The sequence below is a fragment of the Streptomyces sp. PH9007 genome, assembly GCF_059813725.1.
In genome coordinates, this window is sequence record NZ_CM187440.1 from 3,580,196 (window position 1) to 3,595,187 (window position 14,992).

The 14,992-nt window shown below is 72.0% G+C and carries 17 protein-coding genes; 9 read left to right on the plus strand and 8 right to left on the minus strand.

Annotation, left to right across the window (positions count from 1 at the left end):
* Nucleotides 1–375: 375 nt before the first annotated feature.
* The 6 genes from ACTFAP_RS16370 to ACTFAP_RS16395 form a co-directional block, all read right to left on the minus strand.
* Nucleotides 376–663: a DUF1416 domain-containing protein gene (locus ACTFAP_RS16370; protein ID WP_030729716.1), complete on the minus strand. Its 288-nt coding sequence runs from the start codon at nucleotides 661–663 to the stop codon at nucleotides 376–378.
* Between the two features lie 17 nt (nucleotides 664–680).
* On the minus strand, nucleotides 681–1,520 hold the full coding sequence (locus ACTFAP_RS16375; protein ID WP_453857153.1) for a sulfurtransferase: 840 nt from the start codon (nucleotides 1,518–1,520) through the stop codon (nucleotides 681–683).
* Between the two features lie 160 nt (nucleotides 1,521–1,680).
* Complete coding sequence (locus tag ACTFAP_RS16380) at nucleotides 1,681–1,782, minus strand: putative leader peptide (RefSeq protein ID WP_346133130.1); 102 nt, start codon at nucleotides 1,780–1,782, stop codon at nucleotides 1,681–1,683.
* 101 nt (nucleotides 1,783–1,883) lie between these two features.
* Nucleotides 1,884–2,615: an LmeA family phospholipid-binding protein gene (locus tag ACTFAP_RS16385; RefSeq protein WP_495681279.1), complete on the minus strand. Its 732-nt coding sequence runs from the start codon at nucleotides 2,613–2,615 to the stop codon at nucleotides 1,884–1,886.
* 110 nt (nucleotides 2,616–2,725) lie between these two features.
* Nucleotides 2,726–3,529: a hypothetical protein gene (locus ACTFAP_RS16390; protein WP_390123958.1), complete on the minus strand. Its 804-nt coding sequence runs from the start codon at nucleotides 3,527–3,529 to the stop codon at nucleotides 2,726–2,728.
* A gap of 86 nt (nucleotides 3,530–3,615) precedes the next feature.
* Entirely contained in the window at nucleotides 3,616–3,882 is a 267-nt protein-coding gene (locus tag ACTFAP_RS16395) for a MoaD/ThiS family protein (protein WP_495681280.1), read from the minus strand.
* A gap of 225 nt (nucleotides 3,883–4,107) precedes the next feature.
* On the opposite strand from ACTFAP_RS16395, the gene ACTFAP_RS16400 reads away from it, so the two are divergent.
* The 6 genes from ACTFAP_RS16400 to ACTFAP_RS16425 all read left to right on the plus strand — a co-directional run bounded on the left by ACTFAP_RS16400 (nucleotide 4,108) and on the right by ACTFAP_RS16425 (nucleotide 9,919).
* Nucleotides 4,108–4,860: a winged helix-turn-helix transcriptional regulator gene (locus tag ACTFAP_RS16400; protein WP_364245453.1), complete on the plus strand. Its 753-nt coding sequence runs from the start codon at nucleotides 4,108–4,110 to the stop codon at nucleotides 4,858–4,860.
* Nucleotides 4,861–4,946: 86 nt separating this feature from the next.
* A complete protein-coding gene (locus ACTFAP_RS16405) occupies nucleotides 4,947–5,972 on the plus strand; it encodes a LacI family DNA-binding transcriptional regulator (RefSeq protein WP_030729699.1) in 1,026 nt (341 codons plus the stop codon).
* 205 nt (nucleotides 5,973–6,177) lie between these two features.
* Nucleotides 6,178–6,693 carry a Uma2 family endonuclease gene (locus tag ACTFAP_RS16410; protein WP_495681281.1) on the plus strand — a complete coding sequence of 172 codons (516 nt, stop codon included), beginning with the start codon at nucleotides 6,178–6,180 and terminating at the stop codon, nucleotides 6,691–6,693.
* 64 nt (nucleotides 6,694–6,757) lie between these two features.
* On the plus strand, nucleotides 6,758–7,732 hold the full coding sequence (locus tag ACTFAP_RS16415) for a trypsin-like peptidase domain-containing protein (RefSeq protein WP_495681282.1): 975 nt from the start codon (nucleotides 6,758–6,760) through the stop codon (nucleotides 7,730–7,732).
* A 16-nt stretch (nucleotides 7,733–7,748) separates the two neighbouring features.
* The gene (locus tag ACTFAP_RS16420) at nucleotides 7,749–8,486 is read left to right on the plus strand and encodes a response regulator transcription factor (protein WP_500466710.1); all 738 of its coding nucleotides are present in this window, start codon (nucleotides 7,749–7,751) and stop codon (nucleotides 8,484–8,486) included.
* Nucleotides 8,483–9,919 carry a HAMP domain-containing sensor histidine kinase gene (locus tag ACTFAP_RS16425; protein ID WP_500466711.1) on the plus strand — a complete coding sequence of 479 codons (1,437 nt, stop codon included), beginning with the start codon at nucleotides 8,483–8,485 and terminating at the stop codon, nucleotides 9,917–9,919. Before ACTFAP_RS16420 ends, ACTFAP_RS16425 begins: the two co-directional genes overlap by 4 nt.
* On the opposite strand, the gene soxR is transcribed toward ACTFAP_RS16425, so the two are convergent.
* On the minus strand, nucleotides 9,916–10,413 hold the full coding sequence (gene soxR, locus ACTFAP_RS16430; protein WP_495684959.1) for a redox-sensitive transcriptional activator SoxR: 498 nt from the start codon (nucleotides 10,411–10,413) through the stop codon (nucleotides 9,916–9,918). The two genes, ACTFAP_RS16425 and soxR, sit on opposite strands and share 4 nt — an antisense overlap.
* A 69-nt stretch (nucleotides 10,414–10,482) precedes the next feature.
* Here soxR and ACTFAP_RS16435 point away from each other — a divergent pair, with 69 nt between their 5' ends.
* Both ACTFAP_RS16435 and ACTFAP_RS16440 read left to right on the plus strand, forming a co-directional pair.
* The gene (locus tag ACTFAP_RS16435; protein ID WP_390123945.1) at nucleotides 10,483–11,304 is read left to right on the plus strand and encodes a metallophosphoesterase family protein; all 822 of its coding nucleotides are present in this window, start codon (nucleotides 10,483–10,485) and stop codon (nucleotides 11,302–11,304) included.
* On the plus strand, nucleotides 11,301–11,969 hold the full coding sequence (locus tag ACTFAP_RS16440) for a 4'-phosphopantetheinyl transferase superfamily protein (protein WP_495681285.1): 669 nt from the start codon (nucleotides 11,301–11,303) through the stop codon (nucleotides 11,967–11,969). Before ACTFAP_RS16435 ends, ACTFAP_RS16440 begins: the two co-directional genes overlap by 4 nt.
* Nucleotides 11,970–11,994: 25 nt before the next feature.
* On the opposite strand, the gene ACTFAP_RS16445 is transcribed toward ACTFAP_RS16440, so the two are convergent.
* Entirely contained in the window at nucleotides 11,995–13,803 is a 1,809-nt protein-coding gene (locus tag ACTFAP_RS16445; protein WP_500466712.1) for a bifunctional metallophosphatase/5'-nucleotidase, read from the minus strand.
* Nucleotides 13,804–14,023: 220 nt separating this feature from the next.
* On the opposite strand from ACTFAP_RS16445, the gene mshD reads away from it, so the two are divergent.
* Nucleotides 14,024–14,920 carry a mycothiol synthase gene (gene mshD, locus ACTFAP_RS16450; RefSeq protein WP_495681287.1) on the plus strand — a complete coding sequence of 299 codons (897 nt, stop codon included), beginning with the start codon at nucleotides 14,024–14,026 and terminating at the stop codon, nucleotides 14,918–14,920.
* Nucleotides 14,921–14,992 lie beyond the last annotated feature (72 nt).

The following is a 14,992-nucleotide window of genomic DNA, read 5'->3' on the forward strand; positions in this document are numbered from 1 at the left end:
GAGTGAGGTAGGCCAGCTGGCTTCGCCGCCTGCCGCGCCCATTGACCGTTTTGTGATCACGCCGGACTGAACGGGTTCGGCGGCTCGTGCGTCTAACGGCGTGGAGAGGATGTGATCATGAATTGTCCGAACTGTGGCGGTAACATGCACCAAGGACCCGCGGGTGACTGGGTCTGTGGCAACTGCGGGACGGTGAGCTGACCGACCCAGTCACTGATCTTGGAAACGACACCGTCCAACCAGGAATCCCAGGAATCCGAACCCCCTGATACACGAAGACCGCGCCCCCTCCGGCGATCACCGGAAAGGGCGCGGTCTGGCTTTCGCGGGCCGGGCGGGCCGTTCGCCGCCGCCCCGCCGTCACCGCCAAGGCCGTTACAGCGCGATGGCGACCTCGGCCAGCGCACCGCGCTCGGCCAGCACCACGGTGCGGTCCGCACTCGCGCCGGGGACCAGCGCGCGGACGGTCCAGGTGCCCTCGGCCGCGAAGAAGCGGAACTGGCCGGTCGCCGAGGTCGGCACCTCCGCCGTGAACTCGCCGGTGCCGTCCAGCAGTCGGACGTACCCGCTCACCGGTACCCCGTCACGGGTGAGGACGCCCTGGATGGTCGTCTGGCCCGCCGTGGCGGCGGCGTCGGGGCCGCCGGACTTCGCTCCGCACATGATTCCTCGATCTCCTCTTACTTGGCCGGGCCGGTCTCGACCGGGACGCCCACCAGCGAGCCGTACTCGGTCCACGAACCGTCGTAGTTCTTGACGTTCTGCTGGCCCAGCAGCTCGTGCAGCACGAACCAGGTGTGCGCGGAGCGCTCACCGATGCGGCAGTACGCGATGGTGTCCTTGCCCAGGTCGACGCCCTCGCCCTCGTACAGCTCCGTCAGTTCCTCGTCGGAACGGAAGGTGCCGTCGTCGTTCGCGGACTTCGACCACGGGATGTTGCGGGCGGAGGGCACGTGCCCGGCCACCTGCGACTGCTCCTGCGGCAGGTGCGCGGGGGCCAGCAGCTTGCCGCTGAACTCGTCGGGGGAGCGCACGTCCACCAGGTTCTGCACGCCGATGGCCGCCACGACCTCGTCGCGGAAGGCGCGGATGGACAGGTCCTGCTCCTGCGCCCGGTACTCGGTGGCGGCGCGCTCGGGCACCTCGGCCACCAGGTCGCGGGAGTCCAGCTCCCACTTCTTGCGGCCACCGTCCAGCAGCTTGACGTCGCCGTGGCCGTACAGCTTGAAGTACCAGTACGCGTACGCCGCGAACCAGTTGTTGTTGCCGCCGTACAGCACCACCGTGTCGTCGTTGGCGATGCCCTTGGCGGACAGCAGCTTCTCGAAGCCGGCCTGGTCGACGAAGTCACGGCGCACCGGGTCCTGGAGCTCCTGCTTCCAGTCGATCCGGATGGCGTTCTTGATGTGGTTCTTCTCGTAGGCGGAGGTGTCCTCGTCCACCTCGACGATGACGACCTTGGGGTCGTCGATGTGCTGCTGGACCCAGTCGGCGTCCACGAGGACGTCACTGCGGCTCATGCTCGTTCTCCTTCGGCTGTGGTGAGCAGGGGGGAGTCGTACCGGATCGGGATGACCGGACACGTACCGGCGTACACGCGTGCCGAGACGGAGCGGGGCAGGGCGCGCCAGGGGCGCGGGGGATCGCGGTGGTACGGCGGTACGGGGGGTGGCGCGGCTGTCAGCCGGCGCGGCGACAGAGCATGGCGGCGACGCGGCAGAGGTCCACTGCCCGCCGCTTGGTGAGTCCCCCGGCGGGGGTGCCCGCAGCCTGACGCATCATGTCCGTGATCGTACGGATACGGTCCCCGCCCTGTCACGGGGCTTCCGGATGCTGAGACGGTGATGTCCGCTATATGAAACGCGGTGCGGTGCGGCGCGAGATCAGCCGACCAGGCTCAGATCGCTGCCCGAGACCGTCAGCTCCAGACCCTCCGGGCCCGGCGTCACCGACGTGAGCGCCAGGCCGTCGGGCAGCCCGGAGATGGTGCGCTCCACGCCCGCCTGCTCCTGGATCAGGGTCTCCACCTGCGGCAGCACGGAATCGGGGATGCCCGTCAGCGCCTCGGTGTCCACCTCGACCCGCACCCGGTCGCCCTCCAGCGTGATGTCACCGGGCACGTCGCCGACATTGATGCGCTGCCCCATCACGGACGCCTGGAGGGTGATCAGCAGCCGCCCGTCCTCGGCGGGGCCGAAGGCGACCCCCAGGCCCGTGCTCTCCGAGCCGAGCAGTTCGCCGTACGCGCGGCTCAGCTCCTCGTACGTGATCAGGCCGGTGCCGTCCGCGTGCCGCGCGGTGGCGGTGGAGAAGTTGGAGCCCAGCTTCAGGTCGCGCAGCTCGATGTCCAGCTGCTCCACGGTGACGGCGGTGCCGTCCACCTGGGCGGGGTACGAGCTGACCCCGACGTCGACCCGGCTGAGGTTCTTGCCCGCGATCTGGGTGAGGAAGGGGAAACCCTTGATCGAGACGTCCGGCGTCTCCGACAGGCCCAGAGAGCTCTGGGCGCGGGAGGCGACCTCGTCCTCCGCCCAGGACACCGAGAGCCGGTCGGCCACGGTGAAGAGCACGCCGAGGACGACGAGCACGATCAGTGATATTCGCAGAGCGCGCATTCGGGTTCTATTCCCCCATGGAGTGACCGGACTGCCGCGAGCGTAACCCGGGGTTCCGTTTCGCGGCGGTCCGGCCGGAGCCTTGCAGCAGCTCCGTTACACGTGCGGGCTCACAGCAGCGCCCGGGCCAGCGGATACACCGCCGGGGCGGCGGCGGTCAGCGGCAGCGCGACCCCCGCGGTGAAGTGCACGAAGCGGGAGGGGAAGTCGTAGGAGGCCACCCGCAGGCCCGCCAGCGCACACGCCCCGGCGGCCGCGCCCAGCGCCGCGCCCTTCCACAGGTCGAGATCGGCCACCTGCGCGGCACCGGCCCCGGCGGCCGTCGCCAGCACGAAGGCCAGGGCGGGCGCCACGAACGCCGCCGTCACCAGGCCGCGCGCCACCGCCGCCACCGCGACCGCCGCCGAGGCGACCACCACCGCCGTGGAGGAGAACTCCACCGCCGCCAGATGACCGGCGGCCACCACCGTCAGCAGCGTAGAGGCGGCCGTCGCGGTCAGCGAGTCCAGACGTTCGTCGCCCGAGCCGCGGTGCCGCAGCTGGAGCAGCACCACCAGCAGGAACCAGACCCCCAGGGTGCCGATCATGGCCGTGATGCCGTGCTCGCGGGAGGTGGACAGCAGCACGACATCGGCCGCCAGGCCGCCCGCGAACGCCAGCAGGATGCCCTGCCGGGCCGGCCACATCCCGTTCAGCCGGAACCAGCCGGCGGCGGTCACCGCCTGGAGCACGATGACCGGCCCCAGCAGCGCCCACTGCCCGTGCGGGGCGGTGACGGCGAACAGCGCCGCGAGCGCGGCGGTCAGCAGGGCGGGCTGGATCCCGGGCGGGATGATCGGCGAGGTGGCCCGGTGCGAGGCGCCTGCCGCGCGCGTGTCGCCGGGGTTACGGGTGGGGTCAGAGATCTCACTCACGGGGCTATTTTCGTACGGATGGACGGCGGGACGGGCCGCGTCCCCCTCCGGGTGCTCCGTGCCGCGCCCGCGACCGGGCCCGGCGCTCACCGCGCCCCGCCCGCGAAGGGCGGCAGCACCTCGACGGTCGCGCCCTCCGGCAGCGTCACCGTGTCATGGCCGCGCTTGCCCACCTGCTCGCCGTTCACCAGGAAGGAGCAGCGGGCCAGCACCCGCGCGAACTCCGGCCGGGCCGCGTGCCGCTCCCGCGCCGCCGCCAGGACCCCGGCCAGGGTGGCGGCCTCGAACCCCTCCTCCGCCGTACCGGCCGCGGCTTTCGCCGCCGCCCAGTACCGGATGGTGCCGCTCGCCATCAAGATCCTCCCGCGTCGCTGTCGCACCCATGATGGCGGTTGTCCGTCCCGCTCCTTAAGACGGCCCCTGCGCAAGATGAACTGTTTCGGCTATGCTGCTGGGCACGTAAAGGATCCGGGCGATGGCGCCATACCGGGTCCTTTTGTGCTTTCAGGGCAGAGCCGCTCGAATCGTCCCGTCGCACAGCAGCCCCGCCGCCAGGACCGAGGAAGGAACGCCCCCCGATGAGTTCCCTGCTTCTGCTGACCAACGCCCTCCAGCCGTCCTCGCAAGTGCTCCCCGCCCTCGAACTGCTGCTGCACAACGTCCGCGTGGCCCCGGCCGAAGGCCCCGCCCTGGTCGACGCCCCCAGCGCCGACGTCATCCTCATCGACGGCCGCAAGGACCTCCCCCAGGTCCGCTCCCTGTGCCAGCTGCTGCGCTCCACCGGGCCGGGCTGCCCGCTGCTGCTGATCGTCACCGAGGGCGGGCTCGCCGCCGTCACCGCCGACTGGGGCGTGGACGACGTGGTCCTGGACACCGCCGGGCCCGCCGAGGTCGAGGCGCGGCTGCGGCTGGCCACCGGCCGCCAGCAGCTGGTGAGCGACGACAGCCCGATGGAGATCCGCAACGGCGACCTGTCGGTCGACGAGGCCACCTACAGCGCCAAGCTCAAGGGCCGCGTCCTGGACCTCACCTTCAAGGAGTTCGAGCTGCTGAAGTACCTGGCGCAGCACCCGGGCCGGGTCTTCACCCGCGCCCAGCTCCTCCAGGAGGTCTGGGGCTACGACTACTTCGGCGGCACCCGCACCGTGGACGTCCATGTGCGGCGGCTGCGCGCCAAACTGGGCCCCGAGCACGAGTCGCTGATCGGCACCGTGCGCAACGTCGGTTACCGCTTCGTCGTTCCGGAGAAGGAGAAGCCGGCCGACGACCACGCGCGTGCGGTGACCCGCGAGGCCGAGCAGCTCATCAAGGAGGCCGCGCGGCGCGCGTGAACGCCGCACCACACCTTCACCTTCCGCGTCGCCCTCCGCCCCTGGGACCTGTGTTCCGGGGGCGGTTGCGCGCGTAGACTGCCGAGGTGGCCAAGGTGACGCGGGACGATGTGGCGCGACTGGCGGGTACGTCGACCGCGGTCGTGAGCTATGTCATCAACAACGGACCGCGCCCCGTCGCGGCCGGCACGCGCGAGCGGGTGCTCGCCGCGATCAAGGAACTCGGGTACCGCCCGGACCGGGTGGCGCAGGCGATGGCCTCCCAACGCACCGACCTCATAGGCCTGATCGTGCCCGACGCCCGGCAGGCGTTCTTCGCGGAGATGGCGCACGCGGTGGAACAGGCGGCGGCCGAGCGCGGAAAGATGGTGCTGGTCGGCAACTCCGACTACCGGGACGAGCGCGAGGTCCACTATCTGCGGGCGTTCCTGGGCATGCGGGTCTCGGGCCTGATCCTCATCAGCTCGGGCCCCAGCGAGCACGCGGCGGCCGAGATCGACGCCTGGGACGCCCGGGTGGTGCTGCTGCACCGGCGGCCCGACGCGATCGACGACGTGACGGTGGTACTGGACGACATCGCTGGCGCGCAGCGGCTGACCCGGCACCTGCTGGACCACGGCCACCCGTACGTGGCCTGCCTGGGCGGGGTGGCCTCCACACCGGAGTCGGGCGACCCCGTCACCGACCACGTCACCGGCTGGCGCCGGGCGATGGACGAGGCGGGCCTGTCGACGGAGGGGCGGCTCTTCCAGGCCCCGTACAACCGGTACGACGCCTACCGGGTCGCGCTGGACCTGCTGGCCGGCCCCGACCGGCCGCCGGCGCTGGTGTGCGCCACGGACGACCAGGCGATCGGCGTGCTGCGGGCGGCCCGCGAGCTGCGCATCGAGGTGCCGCAGGAGCTGGCGGTGGCGGGCTTCGACGACGTCAAGGAAGCGGCCCTGACCGACCCGCCGCTGACGACGGTCGGCTCGGACCGGGTGGGCATGGCCCGGGCGGCGGTCGAGCTGGCGATCAACGACCAGGACGGCCCCGCCCTGGAGCGGCACCGCCAGTTCCCGGCCTCCCTGCGCGTCCGCCGCTCCTGCGGCTGCCCGGCGGAACCGGTCTGACACCCGCAGGGCACCACCCGGCGTCACCCTGATGGCCCACGGTCATACGTTCGGGTGAAGTGGGTCGGTAGACCCGGTTTGGGTGCTCCGTGCATGCTGGAGTGGGTGTCGGCAATGTAAGGAGTCCGCTGTGAGTGTGCCTGCTGTTGAACCCCCGTATGTCCGGGGAGAGACCTGGGATGAGCTCGTCAGGGTCTGGGAGGAGATGGATGTCCCCCCGGGCTGGAAGGCGGAGATCATCGAGGGGTCCATCGTCATGTCGCCCGCGCCGTCGAAGCCGCACACCTTTATCGCGACCAAGCTGCAATGGCGACTGCATCCAGCGATTCCCGAGGGCTGGGACGTCTACCAGAACGTCGACGTGCGGATTCCGCTGCGCTCGGGCGTCTTCCAGCCCGACCTGGTGGTGCTGCCGGAAGCCCTGATGCTGGACGGTGTCCCCGAGACCCGGGCGGGAGACGCCGCCCTGGTCGTGGAGGTCACCTCACCCGGCAACGCGGGCCGGGACCGTGTCGAGAAGCTCGCCGGGTACGCCCGCGCCGGTGTCCCGCTCTACCTGCTCGTGGATCGCGTACCTCCGACGGGGCCCGTCATCACGCTGTTCGGCGCACCTCAGCGCGGTGTGTACCAGACGCTGTGGACCGGGAAGTTCGGCGATCCGATCCCGCTGCCCGCCCCCTTCGATTGCTCGCTGGACACCGGCGACTTCCCCACCGGCTGACCTCACAGGGGAACTCTGAGGCGGTTCTCAGCCTCCTCTCATCTTCGGGGCGCACTGTCGGTGCATGAGCGAAAACCAGGGGAATCAGCCGTTCCACCCGCACCCTCCGCAGCCCGGGCAGGCGCCGGAGGCCGCAGCTGAAGGTCTGGCTCCGCCGGCCCAGCCGGCCTCGCACCGGGGGCGCGGCCGCCGCGCGGGGACATCCGTGGCGCTGCTGGCCGCCGTGGCCGTGGTCGCCGGCGGGGTGGGGGGCGGGACCGCCGCGCTGCTCGGGGACGCCGGGTCCGTCGCCGCCGGGAGCGGCTCCAGCGTCAGCGGCACCAACGTCTCGGTCCACACCGACGGCTCCGTCGCCTCCGTGGCCGCCGCCGTGTCGCCGTCCGTCGTGGAGATCTCCACCGGGAGCGCCACCGGCTCCGGGGTGATCCTCTCCTCCGACGGCGAGATCCTCACCAACAACCATGTCGTCTCCGGTGCCGGCCAGGTGCGGGTCACCTTCGCGGACGGCTCCACCGCCACCGCGACCGTCACCGGCTCCGACCCGGACACCGACCTCGCCGTCATCCAGGCCCAGGACGTCTCCGGGCTCACCGCCGCCACGCTCGGCGACTCCGACGCGGTGGCCGTGGGCGACCAGGTCGTGGCCATCGGTTCGCCCGAGGGGCTGTCCGGCACCGTCACCAGCGGGATCGTTTCCGCACTCGACCGGGATGTCACCGTCAGCACCGGCGACAGCTCCCAGCAGCAGCCGCAGCAGCAGTGGCCCTTCGAGTACGGCGGCGGCCGCTACAACGGCGACACCGGCGACTCCACCACCACCTACCAGGCCATCCAGACCGACGCCTCCCTCAACCCCGGGAACTCCGGCGGCGCCCTCGTCACCATGAACGGCGAGGTCATCGGCATCAACTCCGCCATGTACAGCACGTCCGCCGAATCCGGCAGCGCCGGTCTCGGCTTCGCCATCCCGATCAACACCGTCAAGAGCGTGCTCAGCGCGCTCGAAGACGGAAGCTCCGGTTCGTCCCACAACGTCTGATGCGAGACTGACGCGCATGAGTGATGGTTCGCGGGTGCTCATCGTCGACGACGAGCCGGCCGTGCGGGACGCCCTGCAGCGCTCCCTCGCCTTCGAGGGGTACGCCACCGAGACCGCCGTCGACGGCCTGGACGCTCTGACCACGGCCGAGCGCTACCACCCGGACGCGATCGTCCTCGACGTGCTCATGCCCCGCATGGACGGGCTCACCGCCGCCCGCCGGCTGCGCGCCGCCGGGGACCGGGTGCCGATCCTGATGCTGACCGCCCGGGACACGATCGGCGACCGGGTCAGCGGCCTCGACGCCGGGGCGGACGACTACCTCGTCAAGCCGTTCGAACTCGATGAGCTGCTGGCCCGGCTGCGGGCCCTGCTGCGCCGCAGCGGCTACGCCCGCCCGGGCGGCACCGCCGCCGGGGACGGCCGCGACGGCGCCGCCGACCCGGACGCCGGGCTGCTGGCCTTCGGCGAGCTGCGGATGGACCCCACGACCCGGGAGGTACGGCGCGGCCCCCGCCCCGTCGAGCTGACGCGCACCGAGTACACCTTGCTGGAGCTGTTCCTCACCCACCCCCGCCAGGTCCTCACCCGCGAGCAGATCCTGCACGCCGTCTGGGGCTTCGACTACGAACCGTCGTCCAACTCGCTGGACGTCTACATCATGTATCTGCGCCGCAAGACCGAGGCCGGCGGCGAACCGCGCCTGGTGCACACCGTGCGCGGCGTCGGCTACGTGCTGCGGGACGGCCAGTGACGTCCGGCAGCGGTGGTCTGTCGCTGCGCTCCCGGCTGGCCCTGCTGACGGCCCTCGCGGTGGCGGTGGCCGTGGCGGCGTGCGCGATCGCGGCCTGGTTCCTGGTCCGCGACCAGCTGATCAGGTCCCTCGACGACACCCTGCGGGACAACCGGGCCGACCCGGTGGCGGTCTACCGCATGTGGCAGAACGGCCAGTGCTACCCGGAACCGGCCGACGTCCCGCAGAACGTGCCGATGCCGTTCGACTCCACGATCCAGGTGGTCAACTCCGACGGATCGAGCTGCATCATCTCCGGGGCGGCGACCCTGGACGTCTCGCCCTCCGACACCGCCGTCGCGGACCGCAGGGCCGCCGAGTCCTTCCACAACACCACCGGCTCGGACGGTGTCACCTACCGGGTGCTCACCCGCCCGCTGGAGACCACCACCAACGGCGCCGTCACGGTGGCCCGCCCGCTGGACGAGGTCACCGACCCGCTGCGCTCCCTCGTCGTCGTGCTGGCCCTGGTCGCCGCCGCCGGGGCGATCACCGCCGCCGGGGCCGGAGTGGCGCTGGCCCGGGCCGGGCTGCGGCCCGTGGACCGGCTGACCGCCGCCGCCGAGCACGTGGCCAGGACCGAGGACCTCACCACCCGCATCCCGGTGGCCGGCGACGACGAGATCGCCCGGCTGTCCGCCGCCTTCAACTCCATGACCGCCGCCCTCGCCTCCTCCCGCGAGCTCCAGCAGCAGCTGATCGCCGACGCCGGGCACGAGCTGCGCACCCCGCTCACCTCGCTGCGCACCAACATCGAGCTGCTGGTGCGCAGCGAGCAGACGGGCCGCCCGCTGCCGCCCGAGGACCGGCGGCGGCTGCTGGAGTCGGTGACCGATCAGCTGACCGAACTGGCCGCGCTGATCGGCGACCTCCAGGAGCTGTCCCGCCCGGAGCGGCCCGCCGGGGGCGGGCGGCTGGAAGTGGTGGGGCTGCACGAGGTGACGCGCCGGGCAGTGGACCGGGTGCGGCTGCGCGGGCGGGCGCGCGGGCTCGCCATCGACGCCGAACTCGATCCGTGGTTCGTGCGCGCCGAACCGTCCGCGCTGGAGCGGGCGCTGGTCAATCTCCTGGACAACGCGGTGAAGTTCAGCGGCGACGGCGAGGTGGTGGAGGTGACACTGCGCGGCGGGCTGCTGCGCATCCGCGACCACGGCCCCGGCATCCCGCCCGACGAACTCCCGCACGTCTTCGAGCGGTTCTGGCGCTCCCCGGGCGCGCGCGGGCTGCCGGGCTCCGGGCTCGGGCTGTCGATCGTGGCCCGCACCGTGCGCGAGAGCGGCGGCGGGATCGCCCTGCACCCGGCGCCCGGCGGCGGTACGGAGGCGGTCCTGCGGCTGCCCGGCGCCCCGACCCCGCCGCCCGCCTCGTTAGGGGCGCCGACGCCGGGCCGCTAGGCGCAGGCCGTTCCGCAGCCGGGGGCGCCCTCGGGGGCGTTCTCCAGCAGCCGCACCGGGCCGGGACCGCGCTGCCCGCACACGTCGGACGGGTTGGCCAGCGAGCAGCTCTCCAGGGACAGGCAGCCGCAGCCGATGCACTCGGTCAGATCATCCCTGATCCGGGTCAGCTGCCAGATCCGCGCGTTGAGATCGGCCTTCCAGAACTCGGACAGCCGGGCCCAGTCCTCCTTGGTGGGGGTACGGCCCTCGGGCAGTTCGTGCAGCGCGTCGCGGATGGCGTTCAGCGGCATCCCGACGTTCTGCGAGACCTTGATGAACGCCACCCGGCGCAGCGTGTCGCGGTGGTAGCGGCGCTGGTTGCCCGAGGTGCGGCGGCTGCTGATGAGGCGCTGCTCCTCGTAGAAGCGCAGCGCCGAGGTGGCGACCCCGCTGCGCTCGGCGAGCTGGCCGATGGTGAGTTCCTTGGTGATGGTGGGAGACACACCCGCCATCGTACGCATAGCTCAATCTTGATTGAGGTTCGCGTTTCGCCGGCCGCGCCCGGTGGCAGGACTCAGCCCATGGGGAAACTGCTGGCCATCAGCGATCTGCACGTGGCCTACGACGAGAACCGCAAGATCACCGAGGAGTTACGTCCCGAGTCGGACGACGACTGGCTGCTGGTGGCGGGCGACGTGGGGGAGACGTTCTCGGACATCGAGTGGGCGCTGACGCTGCTCGCTTCCCGCTTCGCCCGGGTGGTGTGGACGCCGGGCAACCACGAGTTGTGGACCCCCGCCGCCGACCCCGTGCAGCTGCGCGGCGAACGGCGCTACGAGCGGCTGGTGGAGCTGTGCCGCGGCCTGGGGGTGCTCACCCCCGAGGACCCGTACGCCGTGTGGCAGGGTGAGCGGGGACCGGTCGCGATCGCGCCGCTGTTCCTGCTGTACGACTACACCTTCCGGCCGCCCGGCACCCGCACCACCGCCGAGGCGCTCGCGGTGGCGGAGGCCGCCGGGGTGGTGTGCACCGACGAGTACCTGCTGCATCCGGACCCGTACCCCAGCCGGCAGGCGTGGTGCCGGGCCCGGCTGGACAGCACCGAGGAGCGGCTCGCCGCCCTGCCCGAGGACCTGCCCACCGTGCTGATCAACCACCACCCGCTCATCCGGCAGCCCACCCGGGTGCTGCGCTACCCCGAGTTCGCGCTGTGGTGCGGGACCGAGGCGACCGACGACTGGCCGGTACGGTTCCGGGCCGCCGCCGTCGTTTACGGGCATCTGCACATCCCGCGCCGCATCACCCGGGACGGCGTGCCGCACCACGAGGTGTCGCTCGGCTACCCGCGCGAATGGCGGCCGCGCGGCGGCACGCCGGGCCGGCCGGTGGTGATCCGCGCGTGATCGGGGAACTCCTGCCGCCGCCGGTGAGCGCGGTCGAGATGTTCGGGGACCCGGAACGGCTGCCCGAGCTGTTCCCGGAGGAGGAGGCGGTGGTGGCGCGGGCGGTGGCCAAGCGCCGCACCGAGTTCGCCACCGTGCGCGGCTGCGCCCGTACCGCCCTGGAGCGGCTCGGCGGGCCCCGGGTGCCGCTGCTGCCCGGTGAGCGCGGGGCGCCCCGGTGGCCGGCGGGGTTCCTGGGCTCCATGACGCACTGCGCCGGCTACCGGGCGGCGGCGGTGGCCCGTACCGGAGGGGCGCTGGCGTCCATCGGCCTGGACGCGGAGCCGCACGAACCGCTGCGCGACGCGGGCGTGCTGGAGCTGGTGTCGCTGCCCGAGGAGCGCGAACACCTGGCCAAGCTGGCGGCCGGCCATCCGCGGGTGCGCTGGGAGCGGCTGCTGTTCAGCGCCAAGGAGAGCGTGTACAAGGCGTGGTTCCCGCTGACCGGGCAGTGGCTGGACTTCGAGCAGGCGCGGGTGACGTTCGACCCCGGGGCCGGCACGTTCGGGGCCGAACTGCTGGTGCCGGGGCCGGTGGTGGACGGGGTGAGCGTGGGACGGTTCGACGGACGGTGGCTGGTACGGGACGGGGTGCTGCTGACGGCGATCGCCGTGCCGCGCCCCTGACCCGTACCGGCCACCGTGCCGGGCGTTACGGAAGGACCGTGATCCGGTCGGCCGCCGGCGCCGCCAGCGGGGCGTCGGCGGAGGAGTGCGCCAGCAGGTAGTCCGCCAGCACCCGCATGTCGTCGTTGCCGACGCGCGGGTCGGTACCCTCGGCCAGGGTCGGGAAGCCGTCGCCGCCGCCCGCCAGGAAGGAGTTGACCGCGACCCGGTAGACGCGCTCCGCCTCGATCGGCTCACCGTCCAGCAGCACGGTGTCCGCCACGATCCGGTCGGCGCCGGAGCGGCTCAGGTCCAGGGTGTAGGTGAGCCCCTCGGAGGGCTGGAGGATCTTGGGCGTGGCGGCGTTGGGGCCGCTGACCTGCTCGCGCAGCACCTGGAGCAGCTGTTCACCGGTGATGCTCAGCAGATTGACGGTGTTGGAGAACGGCTGGACGGTGAAGCCCTCGCCGTACGTCACCACGCCGTCGCCCTCGTCGCCCGAGGCGGCGTACACCAGGTCGGCGCGCACCCCGCCGGGGTTCATCAGGGCGAGGTCGGCGGTGCCCTCCAGCTCGACCGCGTGGGCCAGCTGGGCGTCGGCGATCAGGTCACCGAGGGGGAACTCGGGGGTGCCGGCGCCGCGGCCCTGGATGTCCTCGGAGATGTAGCCGATGGGGGCGTTGGCGACCGGGGCCGCCAGCTCGTTCCAGTAGTCGATCAGCCGGGTGAGGTCGCGGGCCGGCTTCCGGTCGCGGTCCACGACCCGGTTGGTGCCCTCGACCGAGGTGCGCACGATGTCCTTGGTGCGCGGGTCGTACTTCATGTTCAGCTCGGTGAACAGCCGGCCGTTGGAGGCGGCGGAGGTGACCAGGCGGTCGTTGCCGTCCGGGTCGGGGATGGTGCACACGTACGGCTGGTGGGTGTGGCCGGTGATCAGTGCGTCCACGTTGGCGTCGATGGCCCCGGCGATCTCCACGATGGGCCCGGAGATGCCGTCGGCGCCCGCGTCGCAGTCGGCGTTGTACGCCGGGTCGGCCGGGTAGCCGCCCTCGTGGATCAGCGCGACGATCGCGTTGACGCCCTGGGACTCCAGCTCGGCGGTGTAGCGGTTGATGGTCTCGGCCTCGTCGAGGAACTCCAGGCCCTCGATGCCGTCCTGGGTGACGATGTCCGCCGTGCCCTCCAGGGTGACGCCGATGAAACCGACCTTGACGCCCTTGATGTTCTGGACGCTGTACGGGGCGAGGATCGGTTCGCCGCTGTCCTCGTGGACGACGTTGGCGGCGAGGTAGGGGAAGTCGGAGCCCTCGAAGGTGCGGTCATCGGCGTAGCAGCCGTCGACCGGGTGGCAGCCGCCGTCCTGGAGGCGCTGGAGTTCCTCCCAGCCCTCGTCGAACTCGTGGTTGCCGACGCCCGCGACGTCCATGCCCAGCTTGTTGAGCGCCTCGATGGTCGGCTCGTCGTGGAAGAGGCCGGAGAGCAGCGGGGTGGCGCCGACGAGGTCACCGGCGGCGACGGTCACCGAGCGCTTGTTGCCCTTGCGGGCGTCGCGCAGCCCGGTGGCCAGGTATTCGACACCACCGGCGGCCAACTGCTCGGTGGTGCCGTCCTCGTGCCGGTGGGTGACCTGGCCGTTGGAGCCCTCCGGGGGTTCCAGGGCGCCGTGCAGGTCGTTGATGGCGAGGATCTGGAGGTCGAGGGCGGGACCGGGGCGGCTGTTGCCCTGCCCGTTGCCGTTTCCGGTACCGGCCTGGGCGGCGGGTACCCCGATGGCGAGGGCGCCGGCGGCTGCGAGGGTGACCGCGCCCGCCGTCAGTCTGAACCGGCGCGAACGCCGGGTGGCCAAGGTGCGCATCAGCGGAGATTGCCTCTCGTGGATTCAGGGGACAAGCAAGGAAGAGGGGGCGACGGCCCGATCGGCATCCCGGCCGGCCGTAGCGGACAAAAGGGGACAGTTGTCAGGGAGATGACATGACAGTGCGACGGCAGCCTACGGCTACGCGCGTAGCGTGTCAGGGGGCCGCGGGTAACAAGCGGATGAAGGGTCCGGGCGATATGGGCATAGAGTCTTCGTCATGAGTGACGTCATCGTGGTCGACGAGGTGACGGGCCCCCAGCTGCGTGAGGCCGAGCGGCTGATCGACGCGGCAGCCCGCACCGACGGGCAGAGCGCCGTATCGGAACAGGGCAGGCTGCTGCTGCGCGGCGGCCGGCGCACCGGCGTGAAACACCTGCTCATGCGGCACCACGGCCAACTCGTGGGGTACGCGCAGCTGGACGGCACCGACCCGGTCGAAGCCCCCTCCGGCGAACTGGTGGTGCACCCCGACCACCGCGGCCTGCGCCACGGCCGGCTGCTGGGCGAGGCGCTGCTCGCCGAGTCCGGCCACCGGCTGCGGCTGTGGGCGCACGGCGGTCACCCGGCCGCCCGGCACCTGGCCCAGGTCCTGGGGCTGACCCTCTTCCGCGAGCTGCGGCAGCTGCGCCGCCCGCTGGGGGGACTGCGCGACGTCGACCCCGTACTGCCCGAAGGGGTGACGGTGCGCAGCTTCGTGCCCGGCCGCGACGACGCCGCCTGGCTGGAGCTGAACGCCGCCGCCTTCGCCCACCACCCCGAGCAGGGCGGCCTCACCCAGGTGGACCTGGACGCCCGGAAGAAGGAGCCCTGGTTCGACCCATCCGGGTTCTTTCTCGCGGTGCGCGGCGACCGCCTGCTCGGCTTCCACTGGACGAAGGTGCACAGCGCCGAGTCGCTGGGCGAGGTCTACGTGGTGGGGGTCTCGCCGGACGCCCAGAACCTGGGGCTCGGCAAGGCACTCACCCTGATCGGCCTGCGCTACCTGGCGGCCGACCGGGCCCTTCCTACCGCGATGCTGTACGTGGACGCCGACAACGTGGCGGCGCTGCGGGTGTACGAGGGCCTGGGGTTCCGGACCCACGAGACCGACCTGATGTACCGCACGGAAACCTGATCCGCATCCCGGCCACCTTTCGGTCACGCCGCTGACGTGCTCTGTTCGCACACTTGGCGGGAGAATGGGGGC

What these genes read in the sequence shown, in the direction of transcription:
- ACTFAP_RS16435 (WP_390123945.1), top strand. Translation starts at nt 10,483, where the DNA reads ATGGGGAAACTGCTGGCCATCAGCGATCTGCACGTGGCCTACGACGAG.
- ACTFAP_RS16395 (WP_495681280.1), bottom strand. Translation starts at nt 3,882, where the DNA reads ATGGCGAGCGGCACCATCCGGTACTGGGCGGCGGCGAAAGCCGCGGCC.
- ACTFAP_RS16370 (WP_030729716.1), bottom strand. Translation starts at nt 663, where the DNA reads ATGTGCGGAGCGAAGTCCGGCGGCCCCGACGCCGCCGCCACGGCGGGC.
- ACTFAP_RS16385 (WP_495681279.1), bottom strand. Translation starts at nt 2,615, where the DNA reads ATGCGCGCTCTGCGAATATCACTGATCGTGCTCGTCGTCCTCGGCGTG.
- ACTFAP_RS16375 (WP_453857153.1), bottom strand. Translation starts at nt 1,520, where the DNA reads ATGAGCCGCAGTGACGTCCTCGTGGACGCCGACTGGGTCCAGCAGCAC.
- ACTFAP_RS16380 (WP_346133130.1), bottom strand. Translation starts at nt 1,782, where the DNA reads ATGATGCGTCAGGCTGCGGGCACCCCCGCCGGGGGACTCACCAAGCGG.
- ACTFAP_RS16415 (WP_495681282.1), top strand. Translation starts at nt 6,758, where the DNA reads ATGAGCGAAAACCAGGGGAATCAGCCGTTCCACCCGCACCCTCCGCAG.
- ACTFAP_RS16410 (WP_495681281.1), top strand. Translation starts at nt 6,178, where the DNA reads ATGGATGTCCCCCCGGGCTGGAAGGCGGAGATCATCGAGGGGTCCATC.
- mshD (WP_495681287.1), top strand. Translation starts at nt 14,024, where the DNA reads ATGAGTGACGTCATCGTGGTCGACGAGGTGACGGGCCCCCAGCTGCGT.
- ACTFAP_RS16420 (WP_500466710.1), top strand. Translation starts at nt 7,749, where the DNA reads ATGAGTGATGGTTCGCGGGTGCTCATCGTCGACGACGAGCCGGCCGTG.
- ACTFAP_RS16400 (WP_364245453.1), top strand. Translation starts at nt 4,108, where the DNA reads ATGAGTTCCCTGCTTCTGCTGACCAACGCCCTCCAGCCGTCCTCGCAA.
- ACTFAP_RS16445 (WP_500466712.1), bottom strand. Translation starts at nt 13,803, where the DNA reads ATGCGCACCTTGGCCACCCGGCGTTCGCGCCGGTTCAGACTGACGGCG.
- soxR (WP_495684959.1), bottom strand. Translation starts at nt 10,413, where the DNA reads ATGGCGGGTGTGTCTCCCACCATCACCAAGGAACTCACCATCGGCCAG.